Source organism: Macrococcus lamae (genome assembly GCF_004359545.1).
Lineage (GTDB): Bacteria > Bacillota > Bacilli > Staphylococcales > Staphylococcaceae > Macrococcus > Macrococcus lamae.
This window is the reverse complement of record NZ_SCWB01000004.1, coordinates 56,287-74,071: the sequence shown is the minus strand read 5'-3', so window position 1 is coordinate 74,071 and position 17,785 is coordinate 56,287. Positions and strand designations below refer to the sequence as shown.

Below are 17,785 nucleotides of genomic sequence, written 5' to 3'. Positions count from 1 at the left end.
TACTCCAATCTGAAGAGGTAAAATAATGAGAAAAATAATTAAAAGACTTTATTTAACACTGATAAAAATAATTGATATTTGTTACCGCCCGTCAATCAATAAAGATATAGTTATGCTGATGACATTTAAAGAAGATCAGTCAGAGTTATTGATAAATCTATTGACTGAACACAAAGTAACTGTCATCTACCATCCTAAATATGAAGATTTTATAAAGTCGCTGAATCAAAATCATTTAAAATCTATTCCGTTATCTAATAAATATATAATACAGCAAGTATTTGCTATAAAAAATGCTCGTATTATATTAATTGACACATACTATCTACTACTAGGTAGTATCACTAAAAGTAGCAAGCAGGAAGTCATTCAGTTATGGCATGCCTCAAGTGCATTAAAATTATTTGGATTAGAAGATAAGAGTATAGATTTAACAGATATGAAATCAATTGAGCAATATTTAAAAGTATATCATTTCACAGATAGTTACATTGTGGCAGGTGACAAAATGGTTAACATCTTTAAGCGCTCGTTAGATGCATATGAAAAAAATTTTATGTTAACAGGATTACCTCGGTTAACAGTTAATGAACAATCACGAAAAAATAATTCAATACTTTTCTTACCTACTTATCGCGAATACGATTTAGATGAAGATGAAAAACTTCATGAGGACGATATTCAACATTTAATTATCAAAGCGCATCCAAGTGATCGAAATTATGCATCAACTTCAGAGCTTCCAACAAAAGAACTCATGTTAGCTTCAGATATTATAATCACTGATTATAGTTCGCTTGCAGTAGAAGCAGCTTATTATAATAAAAAGGTAGTGTTTTATGTCCCGGATGAAGCAAAGTACAATGAACAACGTGGTTTAAATAATGAATATTATAGCTTATCGAAAGGTCGAAAAGCATATACAATTGATCAACTCAAAAATATTTTAAAGACGGCCTCTATTCCTGAAATTTCAGACTGGACCAACTATCAGTCTGATGATGCATGTCAAAAACTTATTAATTATATTAAGGAGCAGATTAAATGATTTCAATTGTTATACCGATATTCAATGCAGAAAAAACAATTATTAATACATTGAACTCTATTCAAGCAACTTCAACTGAATTAATTGAAATTATCTGCATAGATGATGGCTCAACTGACGGTTCCAGACAATTGATTGAAGACTGGTTAAAGGACACCATCTATAAGACAGTTGTAGTTGAACAGGAAAATAAAGGTGCAGCAGCAGCTAGAAATTATGGAATTAAACTTAGCACCTATCCTTATATACTGTTTCTCGATAGTGACGATCAACTGACACAACATGGACTTCAGCATTTCATTGAATTATTAAATCAATATCCTGGATTTGATGTTTATGTTGGACAAATGCTTCATCTACGAGGCCAGAAAACGTCTACCATCAGTACGCACACACTGAGAAACGGTCCAACTACATTAAATGAGCAGCCTGCTTTGCTCCAATCAATAGGTCCATCAGCAAAGCTCTATGATAAAAGAGTAATTACACAGTTATTTGATGAAGATATCACTTTCTGTGAAGAACATACTTTTAACGTTAGTGCATATAGTAGAAATGTATTTGTTTCTTTAGAACCTGTTTATCTTTATAACATTGATACAGGTGCCTCAGTAACACAGAATTTGACGAAGACTGATTTATATTTAAGCGATGCACTCATTGTTCGTCAAAGAGTTTGGCAGCAGATGGATAGGCCTTCTGTCTGGAATTATTACAGCTATCGTATGGATGAACTCATTGTGTCATATTTAATTAAGAGAACATTGTCAGCCAATATATCTGTTGATATGATGTTAGTGATAAAATATTTAGATCATATGGTTACTACTGCTTATTTTGATAAAGCACTGTCAAAAATAGTGAATTTTATAATGATATATGGATCAAAGCATGATAGAAAAATTATCGGCAATTGGTGTGAGATAAATCAAAAAGAATTCTTAATTCCTACAACTTCAGTACTATATTTAAGACAGTTAAATGCGCATCTTAAAGAATGGTTTAAACGGTTGATTAACTAAGATTTTTTTCTATGACATTGATTATACTTGCTGTTGCGTATTCGTGGTTATGACAAAATTGATGAGAAGATACGAATTTCAACTGTTGGTTTTGAAAATCGTTTAATAAATCTTCCCAATTAAAATAGATTGGAAAGAGAGTCTCCATTATTCCATCATAGATACCGCGCGTTCTTGAATATTGTTCAAAATCATCCATTAATATAAGGACAGATTTGTTGATATTCAGGGCATCAAAGATAATAGATGAATAATCAGAAATGACGATATCTGCAACAAGTAAAGCATCCTCTGTTGATAAATGGCTGACATTTCGACCCTTAATGGAAGCGGTAGATTCCGGGTGACCTTTGACAAGTACTTCATAATGTTCACTGATAGTAGTAAAATCAGGTTCAACATAATCATAATCTTTCCATGTCGGACAATAAAGGACAATAGGTTTGCTGTTTTCTATGTCAAGACTCTGTTTAAGCGATGAAATATATTCATGCTTCTTCTGCATTGCGATTAAGTATTCAACCCGCGGGTAACCTGTATCTATCAGTATTGTTTTATGGAATGGAAATGCAGAACGAAATATATGATTTACTTTCGGTGAATCAGTTACAAAGTAGTTTGTCGTTGAAAGCGCGCGATACTTTCGTAATCGATAAAGAAATATATGAGAGTTTTGGTTCAGTTCTTTACTATCTAGAAATAACCGTTTTATAGGAATACCGTGCCATAAATTGATTGAAACACCATTGATAACTATGTCATCTGGTTTAAAAGATTCTAAAATTACAACTTTAGCAGATGCAATCAAAGACTTTGTGGAAGACGCTACTGGATCAATAAAATGAGAGCTATCGGCTGAAACAAAATAGATATCTATATCTTTCCAGTAAGGATGACCATTTTCCTTTAGTGACATTAATGCATCATACAAGTATTTAGAATTTCCACGATAGTGATAGTCAAACCCTAAAAAGACGATGTGATTTTTAAGAGAAACAGTACTTTTAATAGTACTGTATGGGTTTTGTTTTCTCTGCATGAATCTCTTATATAAGAATGAGTAGGCGGATTTAAAAAATTTATATAGTTGAAAACGATCCGGTAGTAAGTAATAATCATCTTTGATTTTCTGTTCAGGTAATGATTCTATTTTTAAATGGTGATATGCAGAGAAACGATTTATCTTGAAGTTAAGCACTAGGTCATTTTTATTTTTAATTAAAGGTAAAAACGGCTTTAAAAATAACGGATCAAATGTAGAATATGAAAAATCAAACACAACATGTCCATCAATAAAAATTTTTTTTTCAGTAATTAATAGTGCAAAAACTAAATCCCATTCTGTACAAATCGAAATAGGGAATTCACTTATCATTATTTTAATTTTTTCTGTGTGATATATGATGGCTGGTGAAAAAGTATTAGTTAATAATTGATTAATATCAATTAGTGTTTCTCCAAAAAATGTATACATATTTATATATGTTCCATTCACAGTATAATCACAAAATATATGATTGTTTTTTAATTCAACAGCTTGGAGCTGATCTTGATAAATGCGATTATTAATTACAAAATGTGAAGTGGATACTTGATTTATAGCAGTTATGAGATTTGTACTATCATTTATTTGAGTGATCATTGTCAAAACTCCTTATTACTAAATATACTAAACCCGGCGACCGTATTTTACAACGGAGCCGGGCTTCAATTATTTCGTGTCACTACCATAGAGTTCTTTTTTAATCTTTGTTGTTGATATTCCTTCTGTCCGATTAATATAAATAACTTCACACTGATTCTTTAAAAAATCGAATTCGCCTTCCCAATCATGACCCATCACAAAAGTATCTACTTCATATTTAGCAATATCTGTTTTCTTTTGTTCCCAGTTATTTTCAGGAACAACTAAATCAACATATCTGACGGATTCTAACATCATTTTTCTTTGATTATAGTCATAATATGATTTTTTGTTTTTTAATCTGTTAAACTCGTCTGTCGATAAAGCAACAATAAGATAATCTCCCATCTCTCTGGCACGCCGTAATAATTCGATATGACCATAATGCAGCAGATCATATGTTCCATATGTGATTACACGTTTCATAGTATTCCTCCAAAAATAATGTTCGATTTTTAATTTTATGTTAATATACTATTAATGTTTTGTAAACAAAGTAAAGGGTGCCATTATGGAAAAAATAAGAATAATACAAGAAGAAGATACTCTTACAATTGACCAGATTCCATTCCGTTATCAGTCAGTGACTCTCGAAGAGGGACTTAATTATTTTGAAAAAAAAGTTACTGATGGAAAAATAATTATTAATCTTAAAGATTTATTAAATATTAGTAAGATGCAATTTGAAAAGAAAATTAATGTATTTTTAAATTACTATGATTTTAAACCTCTTGAAGAGGTGGTGGATAAACTCGAGAATATTGATTTAGACAAAGATATATTTTATCAGAATCAAGAGGCATTCATAAGAATTCGTAAAAGAAGAAGAATTTCATTAAAATCTTTTATTATTAATCATAACCAATTTCATACATTAGAAGCAAATGAGCAATATATTACTCCGTATTTTGATAAATATTCTGTGTTTTCACTATCGTTAATATCCAATATTAAACCAAGCACTTATATTAATTTCAGACATATAGATAAACTTTCATTTAAAAAAAGTACAATTAATCTAAAAGGTAAGTTCTCATTAATAAATTCACTTGTTAACAAAGCTGAAATTGTCCTTGAGAGCAGACTAACAGGTCAATTTGTTACACAAGATCTTAATATTTATAAAAAGGATATCTCTAAAACTAAAACATATAATGCTTACTATTTTGAGTTGAATAGTAACTTAATTTTCAGCCAAATGTTACTACAAGGGTTACAGGAAGAAGATATAGTAGATCTATATATTCAAGTCACCCTAGACACTTATGATCAACCTTTTAAATTCAAATTAGGTAATCCTAGAATTTTAGTAGAGGCTATGCTTAAAGGAAATGTAAGTATTAAACGGGATGATGAAACAATATACTTTACTCCCTATTTCACTTTAAAGGGAAGGAATTTAGCTTTTAAACATGTCAAATTAACTACCGATAGTGTTAAAGCTTACGAAAAAAGTTTTAAAAGAAGAAAAAAATCTAAACCTGTCTGGATTATAGGTGAAAGACATTATAAAGCTCAGGATAATGGGTACCACTTTTTTAAATATATACGAGAAAATCATCCTGAGATAGAAGCGTATTATGTAATTGATAAAAAATCAAATGAGTATCTTAATGTGAAAAATCTGGGAAATATTGTTGATTTTCGCTCGCCTGAACACTTTGAAGTAATGACTAGAGCTGAAAAAATATTTACAACGCATCATCCTGAACTTATATTTCCAATGTCAGATGTTCAATATACAAAAAGTATAAAAGCACAGAGAATTTTTTTACAGCACGGGGTTCTAGGCACTAAAAATTTAACACAAATCAATGGTAACCAATTAAAAGACTTTAATGTAGATATGTTTATTGTCAGTTCGGATAGAGAAAAACAAATCGTTACTCGAGACTTACAATTTTATCCAGAACAAGTTAAAGTGACAGGTTTATCAAGATTTGATAATTTATTTAAAAAAATAACAATAAATAATCAGATTTTAATCATTCCTACTTGGAGAGATTGGTTAAACAGTCCAGAAAAATTTTCAGATTCTATTTATTTGGAAAAAATTGAAGAACTATTGAACAGTCATGTGATTAAAGAAATGCATGATCAAGGAATGGAGATCATCTTCTGTATGCACCCAAACATGCAGTCGTATCTTCATCTTATCAATGTACCGACTTTTATTAAAAACATTGAACAAGGCGAAGTAGATGTACAACAGCTGATAAAAGAAAGCAGATTGATGATTACTGATTATTCTAGTGTAGGTTTTGATTTTAGTTTCCTTTATAAACCAGTGATTTATTATCAGTTTGATAGAAATAGATTTATTGGCAAAGATGGCTCACATTTAGATCTTGAACGAGAGCTACCGGGTATTAGTGTTAAAAACATTGAAAATTTAGAGATACAAGTAAAGCATTTTGCAGCTCGAAGTTTTGAAATCGACGAGAAATTAAAATTTAAAATTGATTCATTTATTAAGTATAGAGACCAGCAAAGCTCTAATAGAATTTATCAATCAGCGTTGGAGTTTAAAAATACTAAAAAGTTTAAAAATAAATTGAAATATAATATTATAGTTCAACATCTTTTCAAACGGTTTAGAAGAAACCAAAAAATTTATTTTAACTCAATGAAAGTCATGAATTTTTTGTTGACTAAATTTATTCCAATAAATACGGATTTAATTGTATTTGAATCTAATGTGGGGAAATCTGTTATAGACAGTCCTAAGGTAATTTACGATGAATTAAGTAAGCGTAATCATCCCTGTGAAATAGTCTGGGTAACTAATAAAATTTACCCATTTAACGATGAGAAAGTCAAAACAGTAAAAAGACTATCTCCAAGCTATTTCTATTATTTATCAAGAGCGAAATTTTGGATAAATAATCAAAATTTACCGTACTATATTCGAAAACATAAAAATACTGAGTATATTCAAACATGGCATGGGACTCCTTTGAAGAAAATGCTAAATGACATCAAAGTGTTCGAGGGAAGAGATGAAAATTATAAAAATAGAGTGAATATTGCTACTAGAAAATGGGATTATTTAATTTCACCGAGTCAATATGCTACGGAGAAATTTACTTCAGCTTTTAATTTTAATAAAACAATGCTAGAAATTGGTTATCCTAGAAATGATGTATTCTATAAGTCAAACGACAAGTTTATCAATCAGCAATGTCAAATAATTAAACAGAAAATCAATATTGGCGATGATAGAAAAATTATTTTATATGCACCGACATTTAGAGATGATCAGCTGAAAAGCAGTAATCATGAGTTAAATCTTGATTTTGAACAGCTTCAGTTATTAAAAGATGACTATATTATTTTATTGAAACCTCATTTACTCGTCGGAAATAAAATATCAATTCCAGAACAATATCAAGATTTTATTTATAATGTCTCTAATTATCACGAAATAATGGACCTTTATTTAATTAGTGACATTTGTGTCACCGATTACTCATCTGTTATGTTTGATTTTGCCAATACTAGAAAGCCGTTACTTTTCTATACTTATGACCTTGAGCATTACAGAGACCATTTAAGAGGGTTTTATATGAACTTCGAAGAAGAAGCGCCAGGACCGCTATTATTTACTACAGAGCAAATCGTTCAATCAATAGTGGGAATTGAAACAGTTCAAGCAGCTTATGCACCTCGATATATGAAATTCATTGAAAAATATTGTGAGTATGAAAAAGGATCGGCAGCTGAAACGATTGTTAATTCACTCTTACTTAATAAGGAGTCAGACTTTGAAAAATAAATTACTATTTTCAATCATCATTCCTACCTATAATTCAGAAGAAAAAATCAGACGAACAGTTGATTCTGTCTTAAATCAATCATTAGAGAAACAATTTTTTGAAGTGATTATTATAGATGATCATTCAAGTGATCAGACGTTCTCGATTTGTAATGAGTATAGCAGGAAATTTTCAAATGTTCATGCGTTCCAACTGAAAAAAAATTCTGGAGGAGCATCTGCTCCTAGAAATTTTGGATTGTTTAAGGCAAAAGGTCAATTTGTATATTTTCTAGATTCTGATGATTGGATAGCAGAAAATATTCTCAGTTATATATATCACCATCCAAAACTGTTAAAAAGTGATGTTATAGTAGGTAAATCAATTAAAGTAAATGAAAAAGCTAAAACGGAATATGCAAAGTTTATGAGCATTAAAAATAGATTACTCAAGCCGTTGACAGAAATCCCGTATTTTTTGTATTACTTAGGTCCGACATCAAAATTTCTAAACCGTAAACTATTGATAAAACACCATATAAGATTTCCTGAAGAAATAAGCTTTGGTGAAGACAAGCTATTTTTTGCTGAACTGTACAGCCATGTCAAGAATGTTTCAACAATCACAAAAGAATGTGGATTTATAGATAGAACTGCTACAAATGATTCAATTGTGAGAAGAACTAGCTTTTTGAAAAAAAGAAAAAGTGATGAGTTATTGTTTGATCAAGTAAAACGGCTTTCTAATCTAACATTAAAAAAGCAATTGATAATCAGAATAATTGAACAGGATTTACTATCAAACTGTAACAGTGAAACATTTTTGAAGCTATCACAACATGATAAGCAGCAAGTGTTTAACCTGAATTGCAAGCTTATAAGTGACCCTGATACACAGTTAGTATTAAACCAAATTGATGAAAAATATTCGGATGCAATAGATGCATTGCAGAATGATAATTTTGATAAATATTGCGAATTTTTTATGTGGCTGAAAAAAGATAATAAAGTTGCATACTTTAAAAATGGTGAGTATTATTTAACAAATCAAAAAAATACATTTAGCCTGCCGTTCGTTAGTAGTCATGCCATGATAATTGATATTTTAAAAGATTATCTATTACTGCAAATCAAATTAAATCATGTCAAACGTGATGAGATAGCAGGTTTGTTAATCGAAAGTAGAACTTCTTTTGAGCAAAGTATACTATTAAAAGAAGTGACATGCTCTGGAGATTTAATGACTTGTTATGTTTCACTACAGTTATTTAATCAGCTACCAGCGGGATTTTATAATTTTAAAGTTCAGTATAAAGAATATAAAAATATAGCGGTCCGTTTTGGTTATCAGAAGAACTTTGTTCTTAATGATAAAAAAGCAATGATTTACCCTTCAATAGCAGGTAATTTATCCATGAAAATCGAGTTAGAAAATAATTAGGAAGAACTTTTTCAATAGAGTCATTCAATAAATTTTATTGATTGTTCTCTATTTTTTAATGTAGTTCTTAGCGATACATAATGTTTTCCTAGTTTAAATTAACATTACAGAAAAGAGGATTTGCCATGAATAATTTAACGATTTTTATACCTCTTATTCACCCGTATAATGTTAATCGATTAGTTGAACAGTTAGAACAGGTGAATGATTTATTTAATATTGTAATTGTATATAATGAACTTTCTGCTGAGTCATATAATTATATAAGGGATTATTATCCATTAAAAAAAATCACAGGAAATCAGTGTTTTCATAACGACGTAAGTTCTGTGATTAATAATGAGTTAACGAATGTTACTACTACTTATACTTATTTAGTAACTGAAGACATTGAAGTTGATTTTTTGGAATATTTTCTTCAGTTACCTGTTTCAGAGAAGGCACTTTTTGTTGCAATCAATAAAGAATTCATGTATCCCTTCAATCCTATTTATCATTGTAACCGACTTAAATTTATTATATTTAATACTGAACTGTTGAATAACAAACATTGTAAAATACGCACAGCTTTAAAATTCTATAAGAATTTTGACTTTCTTCTGCAATGTTTAGAGAATATAGATCCAAATGATATTGAATTTTGTCCCATAACATATTACCTGTCGTTTAATGAATGCAATCACTTGCTTTATGAAGACAGCCCTTGTTCATTAAGAAATGAAATGATGGGAGAGTTCATAAAATTATATATTGAGCGGCAACCTAATGACTATATGAATGACTATTATGATTATGTAATCAGCAAAATGATTAATCCGTCAAATCAATATAATCATGATTTTTTATCGACAATTTTCAATGAAATAGCCTTATTTTACGAAAACAATTATGCATTTGGTTCTCGTCTAAAACAACCAGAACGCTATTTAATCACGTCAAAAAAGAAAAGATTATTTTTATATATGCAATCTTTAAGAAGGCTTATAAGATCTCTTAGCCGTTTAGTTAAAACACCTCAACAACTTCCTTTTTCTCTATATGAAATAATAGCGCCTCACATGCCAATATTTAACCAGTCGGTAGTTTTTGAAAGCTTTTCTGGAAAAAGCTTTTCTGATAATCCGAAAGCAATTTACGAGTACATGCTTTCTGAATATCCTGACTATAAGTTTTACTGGGTATTTGACCATCCAGAACAAGTGACTATTTCCGGTAATGCAAAAAAGGTTAAGCGTTTTTCAATGACATATTATTTTATCTACGCAACTAGTAAGTACTGGGTTTCAAATGCCAGATTATCAAAGTTTCTAATTAAAAGAAAAGAACAGATATATTTACAAACTTGGCACGGCACGCCGTTGAAGAAACTCGGATTAGATATTGAGGACGTTAAAATGCCGAATACAACGACAATTGAATATCGACTGAGGTTTTTACAGGAAAGTGATCGATGGGACTATTTGATTTCGCCGAATCAATATTCTACCAAAATATTTCAGCGAGCTTTTGGAGTAAATCGCGAGATTATAATAGAAACCGGTTATCCAAGAAATGATAGGTTAATCACCAGTCAAAACAATCTGAATAAAATCAATGACATTAAAAGACGTCTTAATTTGCCGTTAAACAAAAAAATTGTGATGTATGCACCGACTTGGCGGGATGATGACTTTGTAAAGCTCGGAACCTATCAGTTTAAGCTGCAACTCGATCTGAATCTTCTCAAAGAACATTTGGGAAGTGACACCATACTTCTTATGAGAATGCACTATTTGATTTCAAATAATTTAAACATTGAAGCATATAGCGGCTTTGCATATGACGTTTCAAGTTATGAAGACATCACTGATCTTTATTTAATCAGCGATGTGTTAATCACAGATTATTCATCTGTATTTTTTGACTATTCTATATTAAAAAGACCGCAATTGTTTTTTAGTTATGACTTGGAGAAGTATAAGAATGATCTTAGAGGTTTTTATATTAATTATATTAAAGAGATTCCAGGGCCACTTGTAGAAAATTCAACAGATTTACTTCGTTTACTGGAACATCTCGAAGATATTGAAAAGATATATAAAGATAAAATTAATGACTTTCATTTATTATTCAATCAACTGGAAGATGGTTCTTCAACAAAAAGAGTAGTCAATTGCGTGTTTGCTAATAAATAAGTAAGGAAGATAGGAGCAGAAAATTGAATAGGATAATTAAGTTAATAATATACAGTGTTATAATTTCTCTGTTTTTTTTAAATGCTTATTATATTGTCCATCAACTGGCAGAAGTAATATATGTAGGAGAGGGCATTCCTCCGAATGAAATTAATCCACACACATTTCAAGGCATCAGTATCATAGTGTTATTATTTTTAATTACCTTTTCAATTACAGGTACTTTTTTTGGAACATTATTAGTGGTTAATGTATGTATGTACTTGTTTATATATGCCAATCATTTGAAATATGTACAAAGAGGAGAGGTCATCAATTTCTATGAATTCAGGGAACTGATGAATATCAAAGAACTTTCTAATATTGCACCATTGACACAAGTTTTCTTTTTGATTGGTGTAGCAATTGTCGTATTTTTATTTGTCTTTAAACTTGAAAACTATTTTTCAAATAAATACAATTTTAAATTTAGTAAAATTGCCAGAATACTCATACTTTCCCTTTCAGTTTTATGCCTCATACCCTTTTATGTGAATTCAGAAAAAGTCACTTATAGCTATTTTGAACTTGAGAAGCCTAAAAAGTTTGTTTTTAATCCAACAAAGGAAATCAAAAGGATAGGATTTATACCTTATTTTATGAATAATATTTCTAGAGACTTTATGGACGAACCCAAAGGATACTCAAGGGATAAAATTAAAGACATTAAAAATCAATACGTAAAGTTATCAATAAGGAATAATCGCAAAAGACTTTATAACCTAGCTGATGAACGAACGATAATATATTTAAGTGAGAGTCTATGGCAGGATGAAATTGTGACACCAAATAATTTACCAGCACCTTATATTGATTCAATGGCAAACTTAAGCGGCGGGAAAATGATATCACCATTTATCGGTGGCGGAACAGCTAATGTTGAGTTTTCAGTCTTAACAAGTATGAGTCTTGACTTGCATAAAACACCACAATTAACATCGCCATACATAGAGTATTTCAGTAAGAGTAAATCTTCTTCATCTATATTAACAATGGTGAATAGCCGTAAAAGAGCTGTCATCCATCCATATACATTCGATTTGTATAATAGAAAAGAAGTATATAAAAAGATGCATATTTCTCATTTATATGATTCAAAATCAATGAAGAATTACGTTAAGATTCCTGGCAGCCCCCGAATTTCGGATATGTATCTTACTGATTACTTAAATACAAAACTAAACCAGTTTTCAATGATAAATGTTTTATCGATGCAGAATCATCTTCCTTATAAACAGAATATACTTTCAAACAGTACATATAAGCCGGTTATTAATCATAAGTTATTCTCGAGTGCTCCTCCAAAAGATAATTTTGCTGATTATATTGGTTTTGCCGAAGGTTATTTTAAGCAGGTTAGATATACTGATAAAGCAGTGGAAAAGTTGATTGCTGATCTAAATCAGTCATCTGTACCGACTAATATCGTGTTTTATGGTGATCATGCTCCATCATTTATGAGAGGCAAAGAAAAGCTGATAGGGGATAATGTTTTTAAAACCCCTTACTTTATTTATAACAGTAAAAGACATTTTAAGCAGAAAGAAACAATAATTGGGCCAGAAATGTTGGTACCGACGTTATTGAAAGAAGGAGATTATAAATTATCTCCTTACTATGAACTGCTGGATGAGATTTTAAGTCAAGGAATCACACGAATAGCCAGTGATAGTGTATATAAGGACAATAAAAAAATAGCAGATAGTAAATTGTCCAAAAATGAACAAAAATTAATTAATGATTATCGCTATATCTCCTTTAATCGTTATTTTGATAAAAACACAATAAGCGATGATTTTTTTCAAAAGATTTATTAATTATTGATTTAAAAAAATAGGTAAGTTATACAATCAAGTTAGCCACCTAAGGTGGAAGATACATTAATTATCTATAAAAAAATACGCCATGACGAATTCATGTTAATATTGTAGTTCTCACACCGACAATAAAGGAATGAATTCGTATGACGTATATCAATGGTAACACGAAAAACGTTAAGGGCAAACACCTTTCTAGAGATGAACGGATCATCATACAGACGTTGATTAATGAAGGGTATTCAAACAGACAAATAGCCGCAAAGCTCGGCAGAGCACCACAGACCGTCAATAATGAGATAAAGCGTGGGGCCTGCACGCAAAAGAGCCAGCAGATACAGAATAATAAGACTTACACCTACTACAAGTGCGTCTATTCACCTGATCTTGCTCAGGATAGATACTTTGAAAATCGTATCAAGTCAGGGCGTCGCCCTCTCCCTATTACGGATAATCCCTTTGTTGAATGGGCCGATGATCTGATGATACATCAGGAAATGTCTCCGGCTTCCGTTATTATGCTGGCTAAGAAAGCTAAGCTTTTTCCAGAAAGCTTCATACCCTGCATCAAGACACTCTATAACTGGATTGACAGAAAACTGATAAAGACACGTAATATCAATCTTTTGATGAAATTAAAGCTTAAGAATAAGAAGCCGGCAGGCTTTACTCGCATCAATAAAAAAGTACTGGGTCAGTCTATTGAGCTGCGACCTCATGCAGTGGATACACGCACGACCTTCGGACATTGGGAGATAGATACTGTTGTCGGTCAGAAGTCAGGGGAAGACCAGGTTCTCCTCACCATGGTTGAGAGAAAAAGCCGATATGAACTTATTTTAAAGATTGATGGTAAACAAAGTTGCCATGTAGTCAATGCACTACGTCATCTGATTAAGGAAACAGGAGATGTATAAGATGCTTTCCCTAAGATATTCAAGTCCATTACATCAGATAACGGACCTGAATTCAGCGATCTTTCTGAATGCCTCAGGGGATTATCTGAGGTCTACTTTACTCACCCCTATGCTTCTTGGGAAAGAGGGACGAAAGAAAATCAGCACAGATTTATTCGCCGGCATATTCCTAAGGGTATCCCCATTTCAACTGTAACAACTTTCAATGTCCATAAAATCCAGGAGTGGATGAATAGATATCCACGTAAGATACTGAATGGACAGTCGGCGATGGAAGTGTTTTTGAAGGAACTAATCAAAGAGAACATACTAAACGAATCCCTAGGATTCTATATGAACTAGATTTGTCAGAGTGGCTAACTTGTAATTGCAATTTAGAAACAAATAAATTTCACAAATATTTAAAATCTGTAAAAGTGTATTAAGATATTGTAAATTCCAACATTGAGTTAAAAAATTAATTTATTCTTTAAGTCAGTACTTATTATTGCTTAAAGGCGGGATTTTTTGAAATTAACAACAATTGGGCTTGGTTACATTGGACTACCAACTTCCATTATGTTTGCGAAACATGGGGTAGATGTTGTCGGTGTAGACATCAACGAGAAGGCTGTAGAATCTTTGAATAACGGTAGGATACATATAGAAGAGCCAGGATTGCAAGAAGCATTTGAAGCTGTTCTAGCTTCAGGAAAATTCAAATCGACAACAACACCGGAACCTGCAGATTGCTTTATCATAGCAGTACCAACACCAAATATGGCTGATCAGTTCAAGTCATGTGATATTTCATTAGTGATGAAAGCTGTTGACACTATTCTACCTTTAATTGAAAAGGGCAATACAATCATCGTAGAATCAACGATTGCACCTCGGACGATGGACGACTTTGTCAAACCATTGGTTGAAAGTAAAGGATTTGTTATCGGTGAAGATATCTTCTTAGTACATTGTCCTGAGCGTGTACTGCCGGGTCAAATTATGCATGAACTTGTCTTCAATAACCGGATCATCGGTGGTGTGACGAAACAATGTATTGAAGCGGGTAAAAACGTATATGGCACTTTTGTTCAAGGTGAAATGATTGAAACAGATGCTAAAACGGCTGAGATGAGCAAATTGATGGAGAACACGTACCGTGACGTTAATATTGCACTTGCCAATGAACTGGCTAAAATCTGTAATACACTGGAGATTAATGCATTAGATGTCATTGATATGGCGAATAAACATCCACGTGTGAATATTCATCAGCCAGGTCCTGGAGTCGGTGGACATTGTCTTGCTGTCGATCCATATTTCATCATCGCAAAAGATCCGATTAACTCAGATATCATTCAAGTCGCGCGTAAAATCAATAATCAGATGCCGCATTATGTTGTTTCAAAGACAAAGGAAATCTTAAGATCGACCGGCGGAAAAAAAGTCACTGTGTTTGGGTTAACTTATAAAGGTGACGTTGATGATATTAGAGAGTCTCCAGCTTTTGACATATATCAAATGCTTAAAAATGAAAATTTTGAAGTAGTTGCCTATGATCCGCATGTCCAGTTGGACTTTATAGAGCGTGATTTAAATGCTGCTTTACAAGACAGCTCACTTATCGTTGTATTAAGCGATCACTCTGAGTTTAAACAGTTGGATGAAGTGGCGCTGAACCCGATGAAAGATGCGATTATCTTTGATACAAAAAATGTTATCAAAACAAAGTTCAATAGTGCGCGTTACTTAAATTATGGTAACCTCTATACTTTATAAATCATAAAGGGAGGCTGGGACAAACGTTCATTTCTTCGTACAGATAATACGCTAAATTAGTCGTATTGAATTTCTCGAAGAATAAACTATGATGTCTCAGTCTCTTATTTTGTAGGAGTTATATATGAAAGAAATTATAAGCTTATTTAAAGAGCAGTTAAATCACGTTAGCTTGATTTACAAATTAGCAATTTACAATATGAAGAGTCAATACTCAAATCACTACCTAGGGGTATTCTGGAATTTTCTGCAGCCGATGCTGCAAGTCGGACTCTATTATGTTGTCTTTGGTCTAGGATTAAAAGGTTCACATTCAGATGTTTCTCATGTCCCCTTTATCATTCACTTAATCAGTGGTTTATTTCCATGGCTGTTTATATCACAGTCAATCAATGCTGGTTCAAATGCAATATTAAGTCAATTAAGTTTAGTGACTAAGATGAAATTTCCTTCTAGCACTTTATTGTCCATCTCATTTACTAATTCATTAATTAATCTACTTATTACAACAGCCATACTATTTATTATCTCTTTACTTAACGGCTATGTCAGCTGGTGGCACTATTTACAATTTTTTTATTTTATTATTGCGAGTTATTTTTTAATATTTGGTATTTCTCTTATTATGAGTACGCTTGTCATACTTGTGAGAGATACTAAAAACATTCTTCAAAATGTGATGCGTATGGCTTTTTTTATAACACCTATCTTTTGGGCAATTGAAAATGCTACGCCGCTCATGCACAAAATATCTGCTTTAAATCCATTCAGTTATCTTATCGGTATTTATAGAACGGCGTTTATCCATAATCAGCCTGAATTTTACGGGAACTGGCAGGATCATCTATATTTCTGGAGTTTGACCATGCTGCTGTTATTCATTGGCAGCCACGTTCATTTTAAGTTCCGCAGTAAATTAGTAGATTACTTATAGGAGTTTATATGAAAAGAATATTAATTATCAGTCAGAATTTCTATCCTGAACTTGGTTCGGCTGCAAATAGAATGAAGAATCTTTTTCTTCAATTAAAAGCACAAGGCCATCAGGTATATATTTTAACGACAGATCCTTCATATCCAACTAGAGAGTTATTTCAAGATGAAAAATATTGGGATAATGAGTTCTTGAATGCTATCTCTGAAAGTGAAATTATTAGATTGCATATGAAATGCGAAAAACAGAAAAATAGTCTTTTAGGGCGCATGAGTTATTATCTAGAGTTCATGTTTAAAATTCATTATTTTGTTAGCAAGACTGACGGATTATTTGATTATATTTACGTGACCAGCCCTAATATTTTCGTTCCTTGGGGTACGATGTTTTTACAACCTAATCAAAGCAAGGATGTTATTCTTGAAATTAGGGACCTTTGGCCAGATAGTATTGTTGCATTGAATAAAGAGTACATTAACAATTTAATTCCGCTGTTAAGAGTGATGGAAAAGAAAATGTACAACAAGGCAGACAAAATAATTGTAAATAATGAAAGTTTTATTCCTCATATCAAGGCATTATTACAAAAGGAAAAACCAATACTTTTTATACCCAATGGAATGACCAAAAATGAAATAGCCCATCAGCGACACTTTGATTTGTTCAGTGTTGTATATACTGGAAATTTAGGCCTGGCACAAAATTATGATCAATTGAAAGAAATAGCAATAAAGCTTAATCAATTACAGATTCAATTTAATATAATACCTTATGGTGTCCATGCTGAAAAACTGTCAGAATTCGTATCAAGTCATAACTTTGAATTTGTCCATGTATACCCAACTCTTACAAGAACGGAATGCATGGCATTTATTAGCAGACACCACTTAGCACTTTCGATATTGAAAGAAGAAGACGTCTTTTTGAATGTCACACCAGGAAAAGTGATAGATGCTATTTGTGCATATGTACCTGTAATCACAAATTTAGGTGGTAGTGTTGAACAGCTTATTAATTCATATCAAGTTGGTTTTGCTAAACAAGCAGCAACGTCCGAAGAAATGATTGAAGCGATAAAAAAATTCAAAGATGATAAAAAGTTATGGATGTTACATCAACTTCACACAAAACAGCTTGCTGAAGAAAAGTTCTCATGGGAAGTCAATATTGAAAAAATTATTAAGTTTATGAGGTGAA

The 17,785-nt window shown here is 31.6% G+C and carries 11 protein-coding genes and 1 pseudogene; 10 read left to right on the top strand and 2 right to left on the bottom strand.

From position 1 onward, the window contains the following. Positions 1–25: 25 nt before the first annotated feature. Entirely contained in the window at positions 26–1,048 is a 1,023-nt protein-coding gene (locus ERX29_RS03535; RefSeq protein ID WP_133443313.1) for a CDP-glycerol glycerophosphotransferase family protein, read from the top strand. Continuing rightward, complete coding sequence (locus ERX29_RS03530) at positions 1,045–2,070, top strand: glycosyltransferase family 2 protein (protein WP_133443312.1); 1,026 nt, start codon at positions 1,045–1,047, stop codon at positions 2,068–2,070. The genes ERX29_RS03535 and ERX29_RS03530 overlap by 4 nt, the downstream gene beginning before the upstream one ends. Here ERX29_RS03530 and ERX29_RS03525 read toward each other — a convergent pair. Together ERX29_RS03525 and tagD are read right to left on the bottom strand one after the other, a co-directional pair. Beyond that, positions 2,063–3,712: a CDP-glycerol glycerophosphotransferase family protein gene (locus ERX29_RS03525; protein WP_133443311.1), complete on the bottom strand. Its 1,650-nt coding sequence runs from the start codon at positions 3,710–3,712 to the stop codon at positions 2,063–2,065. The genes ERX29_RS03530 and ERX29_RS03525 overlap by 8 nt on opposite strands. A gap of 69 nt (positions 3,713–3,781) precedes the next feature. Further along, positions 3,782–4,180, bottom strand: coding sequence for a glycerol-3-phosphate cytidylyltransferase (gene tagD / locus ERX29_RS03520; protein ID WP_133443310.1), 399 nt, complete (start codon positions 4,178–4,180; stop codon positions 3,782–3,784). Between the two features lie 85 nt (positions 4,181–4,265). On the opposite strand from tagD, the gene ERX29_RS03515 reads away from it, so the two are divergent. The 8 genes and pseudogenes from ERX29_RS03515 to ERX29_RS03480 all read left to right on the top strand — a co-directional run bounded on the left by ERX29_RS03515 (position 4,266) and on the right by ERX29_RS03480 (position 17,784). Next, positions 4,266–7,529, top strand: coding sequence for a CDP-glycerol glycerophosphotransferase family protein (locus tag ERX29_RS03515; RefSeq protein ID WP_133443309.1), 3,264 nt, complete (start codon positions 4,266–4,268; stop codon positions 7,527–7,529). Then, the gene (locus ERX29_RS03510) at positions 7,519–8,949 is read left to right on the top strand and encodes a glycosyltransferase family 2 protein (RefSeq protein ID WP_165981053.1); all 1,431 of its coding nucleotides are present in this window, start codon (positions 7,519–7,521) and stop codon (positions 8,947–8,949) included. Before ERX29_RS03515 ends, ERX29_RS03510 begins: the two co-directional genes overlap by 11 nt. A 125-nt stretch (positions 8,950–9,074) precedes the next feature. Continuing rightward, the gene (locus ERX29_RS03505) at positions 9,075–11,123 is read left to right on the top strand and encodes a CDP-glycerol glycerophosphotransferase family protein (RefSeq protein WP_133443307.1); all 2,049 of its coding nucleotides are present in this window, start codon (positions 9,075–9,077) and stop codon (positions 11,121–11,123) included. Positions 11,124–11,146: 23 nt separating this feature from the next. Next, positions 11,147–12,979, top strand: coding sequence for an LTA synthase family protein (locus ERX29_RS03500; RefSeq protein WP_133443306.1), 1,833 nt, complete (start codon positions 11,147–11,149; stop codon positions 12,977–12,979). Between the two features lie 146 nt (positions 12,980–13,125). Further along, positions 13,126–14,238 (top strand): annotated as a pseudogene (locus ERX29_RS03495) (IS30 family transposase). A 165-nt stretch (positions 14,239–14,403) separates the two neighbouring features. Further along, the gene (locus ERX29_RS03490) at positions 14,404–15,654 is read left to right on the top strand and encodes a nucleotide sugar dehydrogenase (RefSeq protein ID WP_133443305.1); all 1,251 of its coding nucleotides are present in this window, start codon (positions 14,404–14,406) and stop codon (positions 15,652–15,654) included. Between the two features lie 124 nt (positions 15,655–15,778). Then, the gene (locus ERX29_RS03485) at positions 15,779–16,588 is read left to right on the top strand and encodes an ABC transporter permease (RefSeq protein WP_133443304.1); all 810 of its coding nucleotides are present in this window, start codon (positions 15,779–15,781) and stop codon (positions 16,586–16,588) included. 8 nt (positions 16,589–16,596) lie between these two features. Next, positions 16,597–17,784: a glycosyltransferase family 4 protein gene (locus ERX29_RS03480; RefSeq protein ID WP_133443303.1), complete on the top strand. Its 1,188-nt coding sequence runs from the start codon at positions 16,597–16,599 to the stop codon at positions 17,782–17,784. Position 17,785 lies beyond the last annotated feature (1 nt).

What these genes read in the sequence shown, in the direction of transcription:
- ERX29_RS03535 (WP_133443313.1), top strand. Translation starts at nt 26, where the DNA reads ATGAGAAAAATAATTAAAAGACTTTATTTAACACTGATAAAAATAATT.
- ERX29_RS03530 (WP_133443312.1), top strand. Translation starts at nt 1,045, where the DNA reads ATGATTTCAATTGTTATACCGATATTCAATGCAGAAAAAACAATTATT.
- ERX29_RS03525 (WP_133443311.1), bottom strand. Translation starts at nt 3,712, where the DNA reads ATGATCACTCAAATAAATGATAGTACAAATCTCATAACTGCTATAAAT.
- tagD (WP_133443310.1), bottom strand. Translation starts at nt 4,180, where the DNA reads ATGAAACGTGTAATCACATATGGAACATATGATCTGCTGCATTATGGT.
- ERX29_RS03515 (WP_133443309.1), top strand. Translation starts at nt 4,266, where the DNA reads ATGGAAAAAATAAGAATAATACAAGAAGAAGATACTCTTACAATTGAC.
- ERX29_RS03505 (WP_133443307.1), top strand. Translation starts at nt 9,075, where the DNA reads ATGAATAATTTAACGATTTTTATACCTCTTATTCACCCGTATAATGTT.
- ERX29_RS03485 (WP_133443304.1), top strand. Translation starts at nt 15,779, where the DNA reads ATGAAAGAAATTATAAGCTTATTTAAAGAGCAGTTAAATCACGTTAGC.
- ERX29_RS03480 (WP_133443303.1), top strand. Translation starts at nt 16,597, where the DNA reads ATGAAAAGAATATTAATTATCAGTCAGAATTTCTATCCTGAACTTGGT.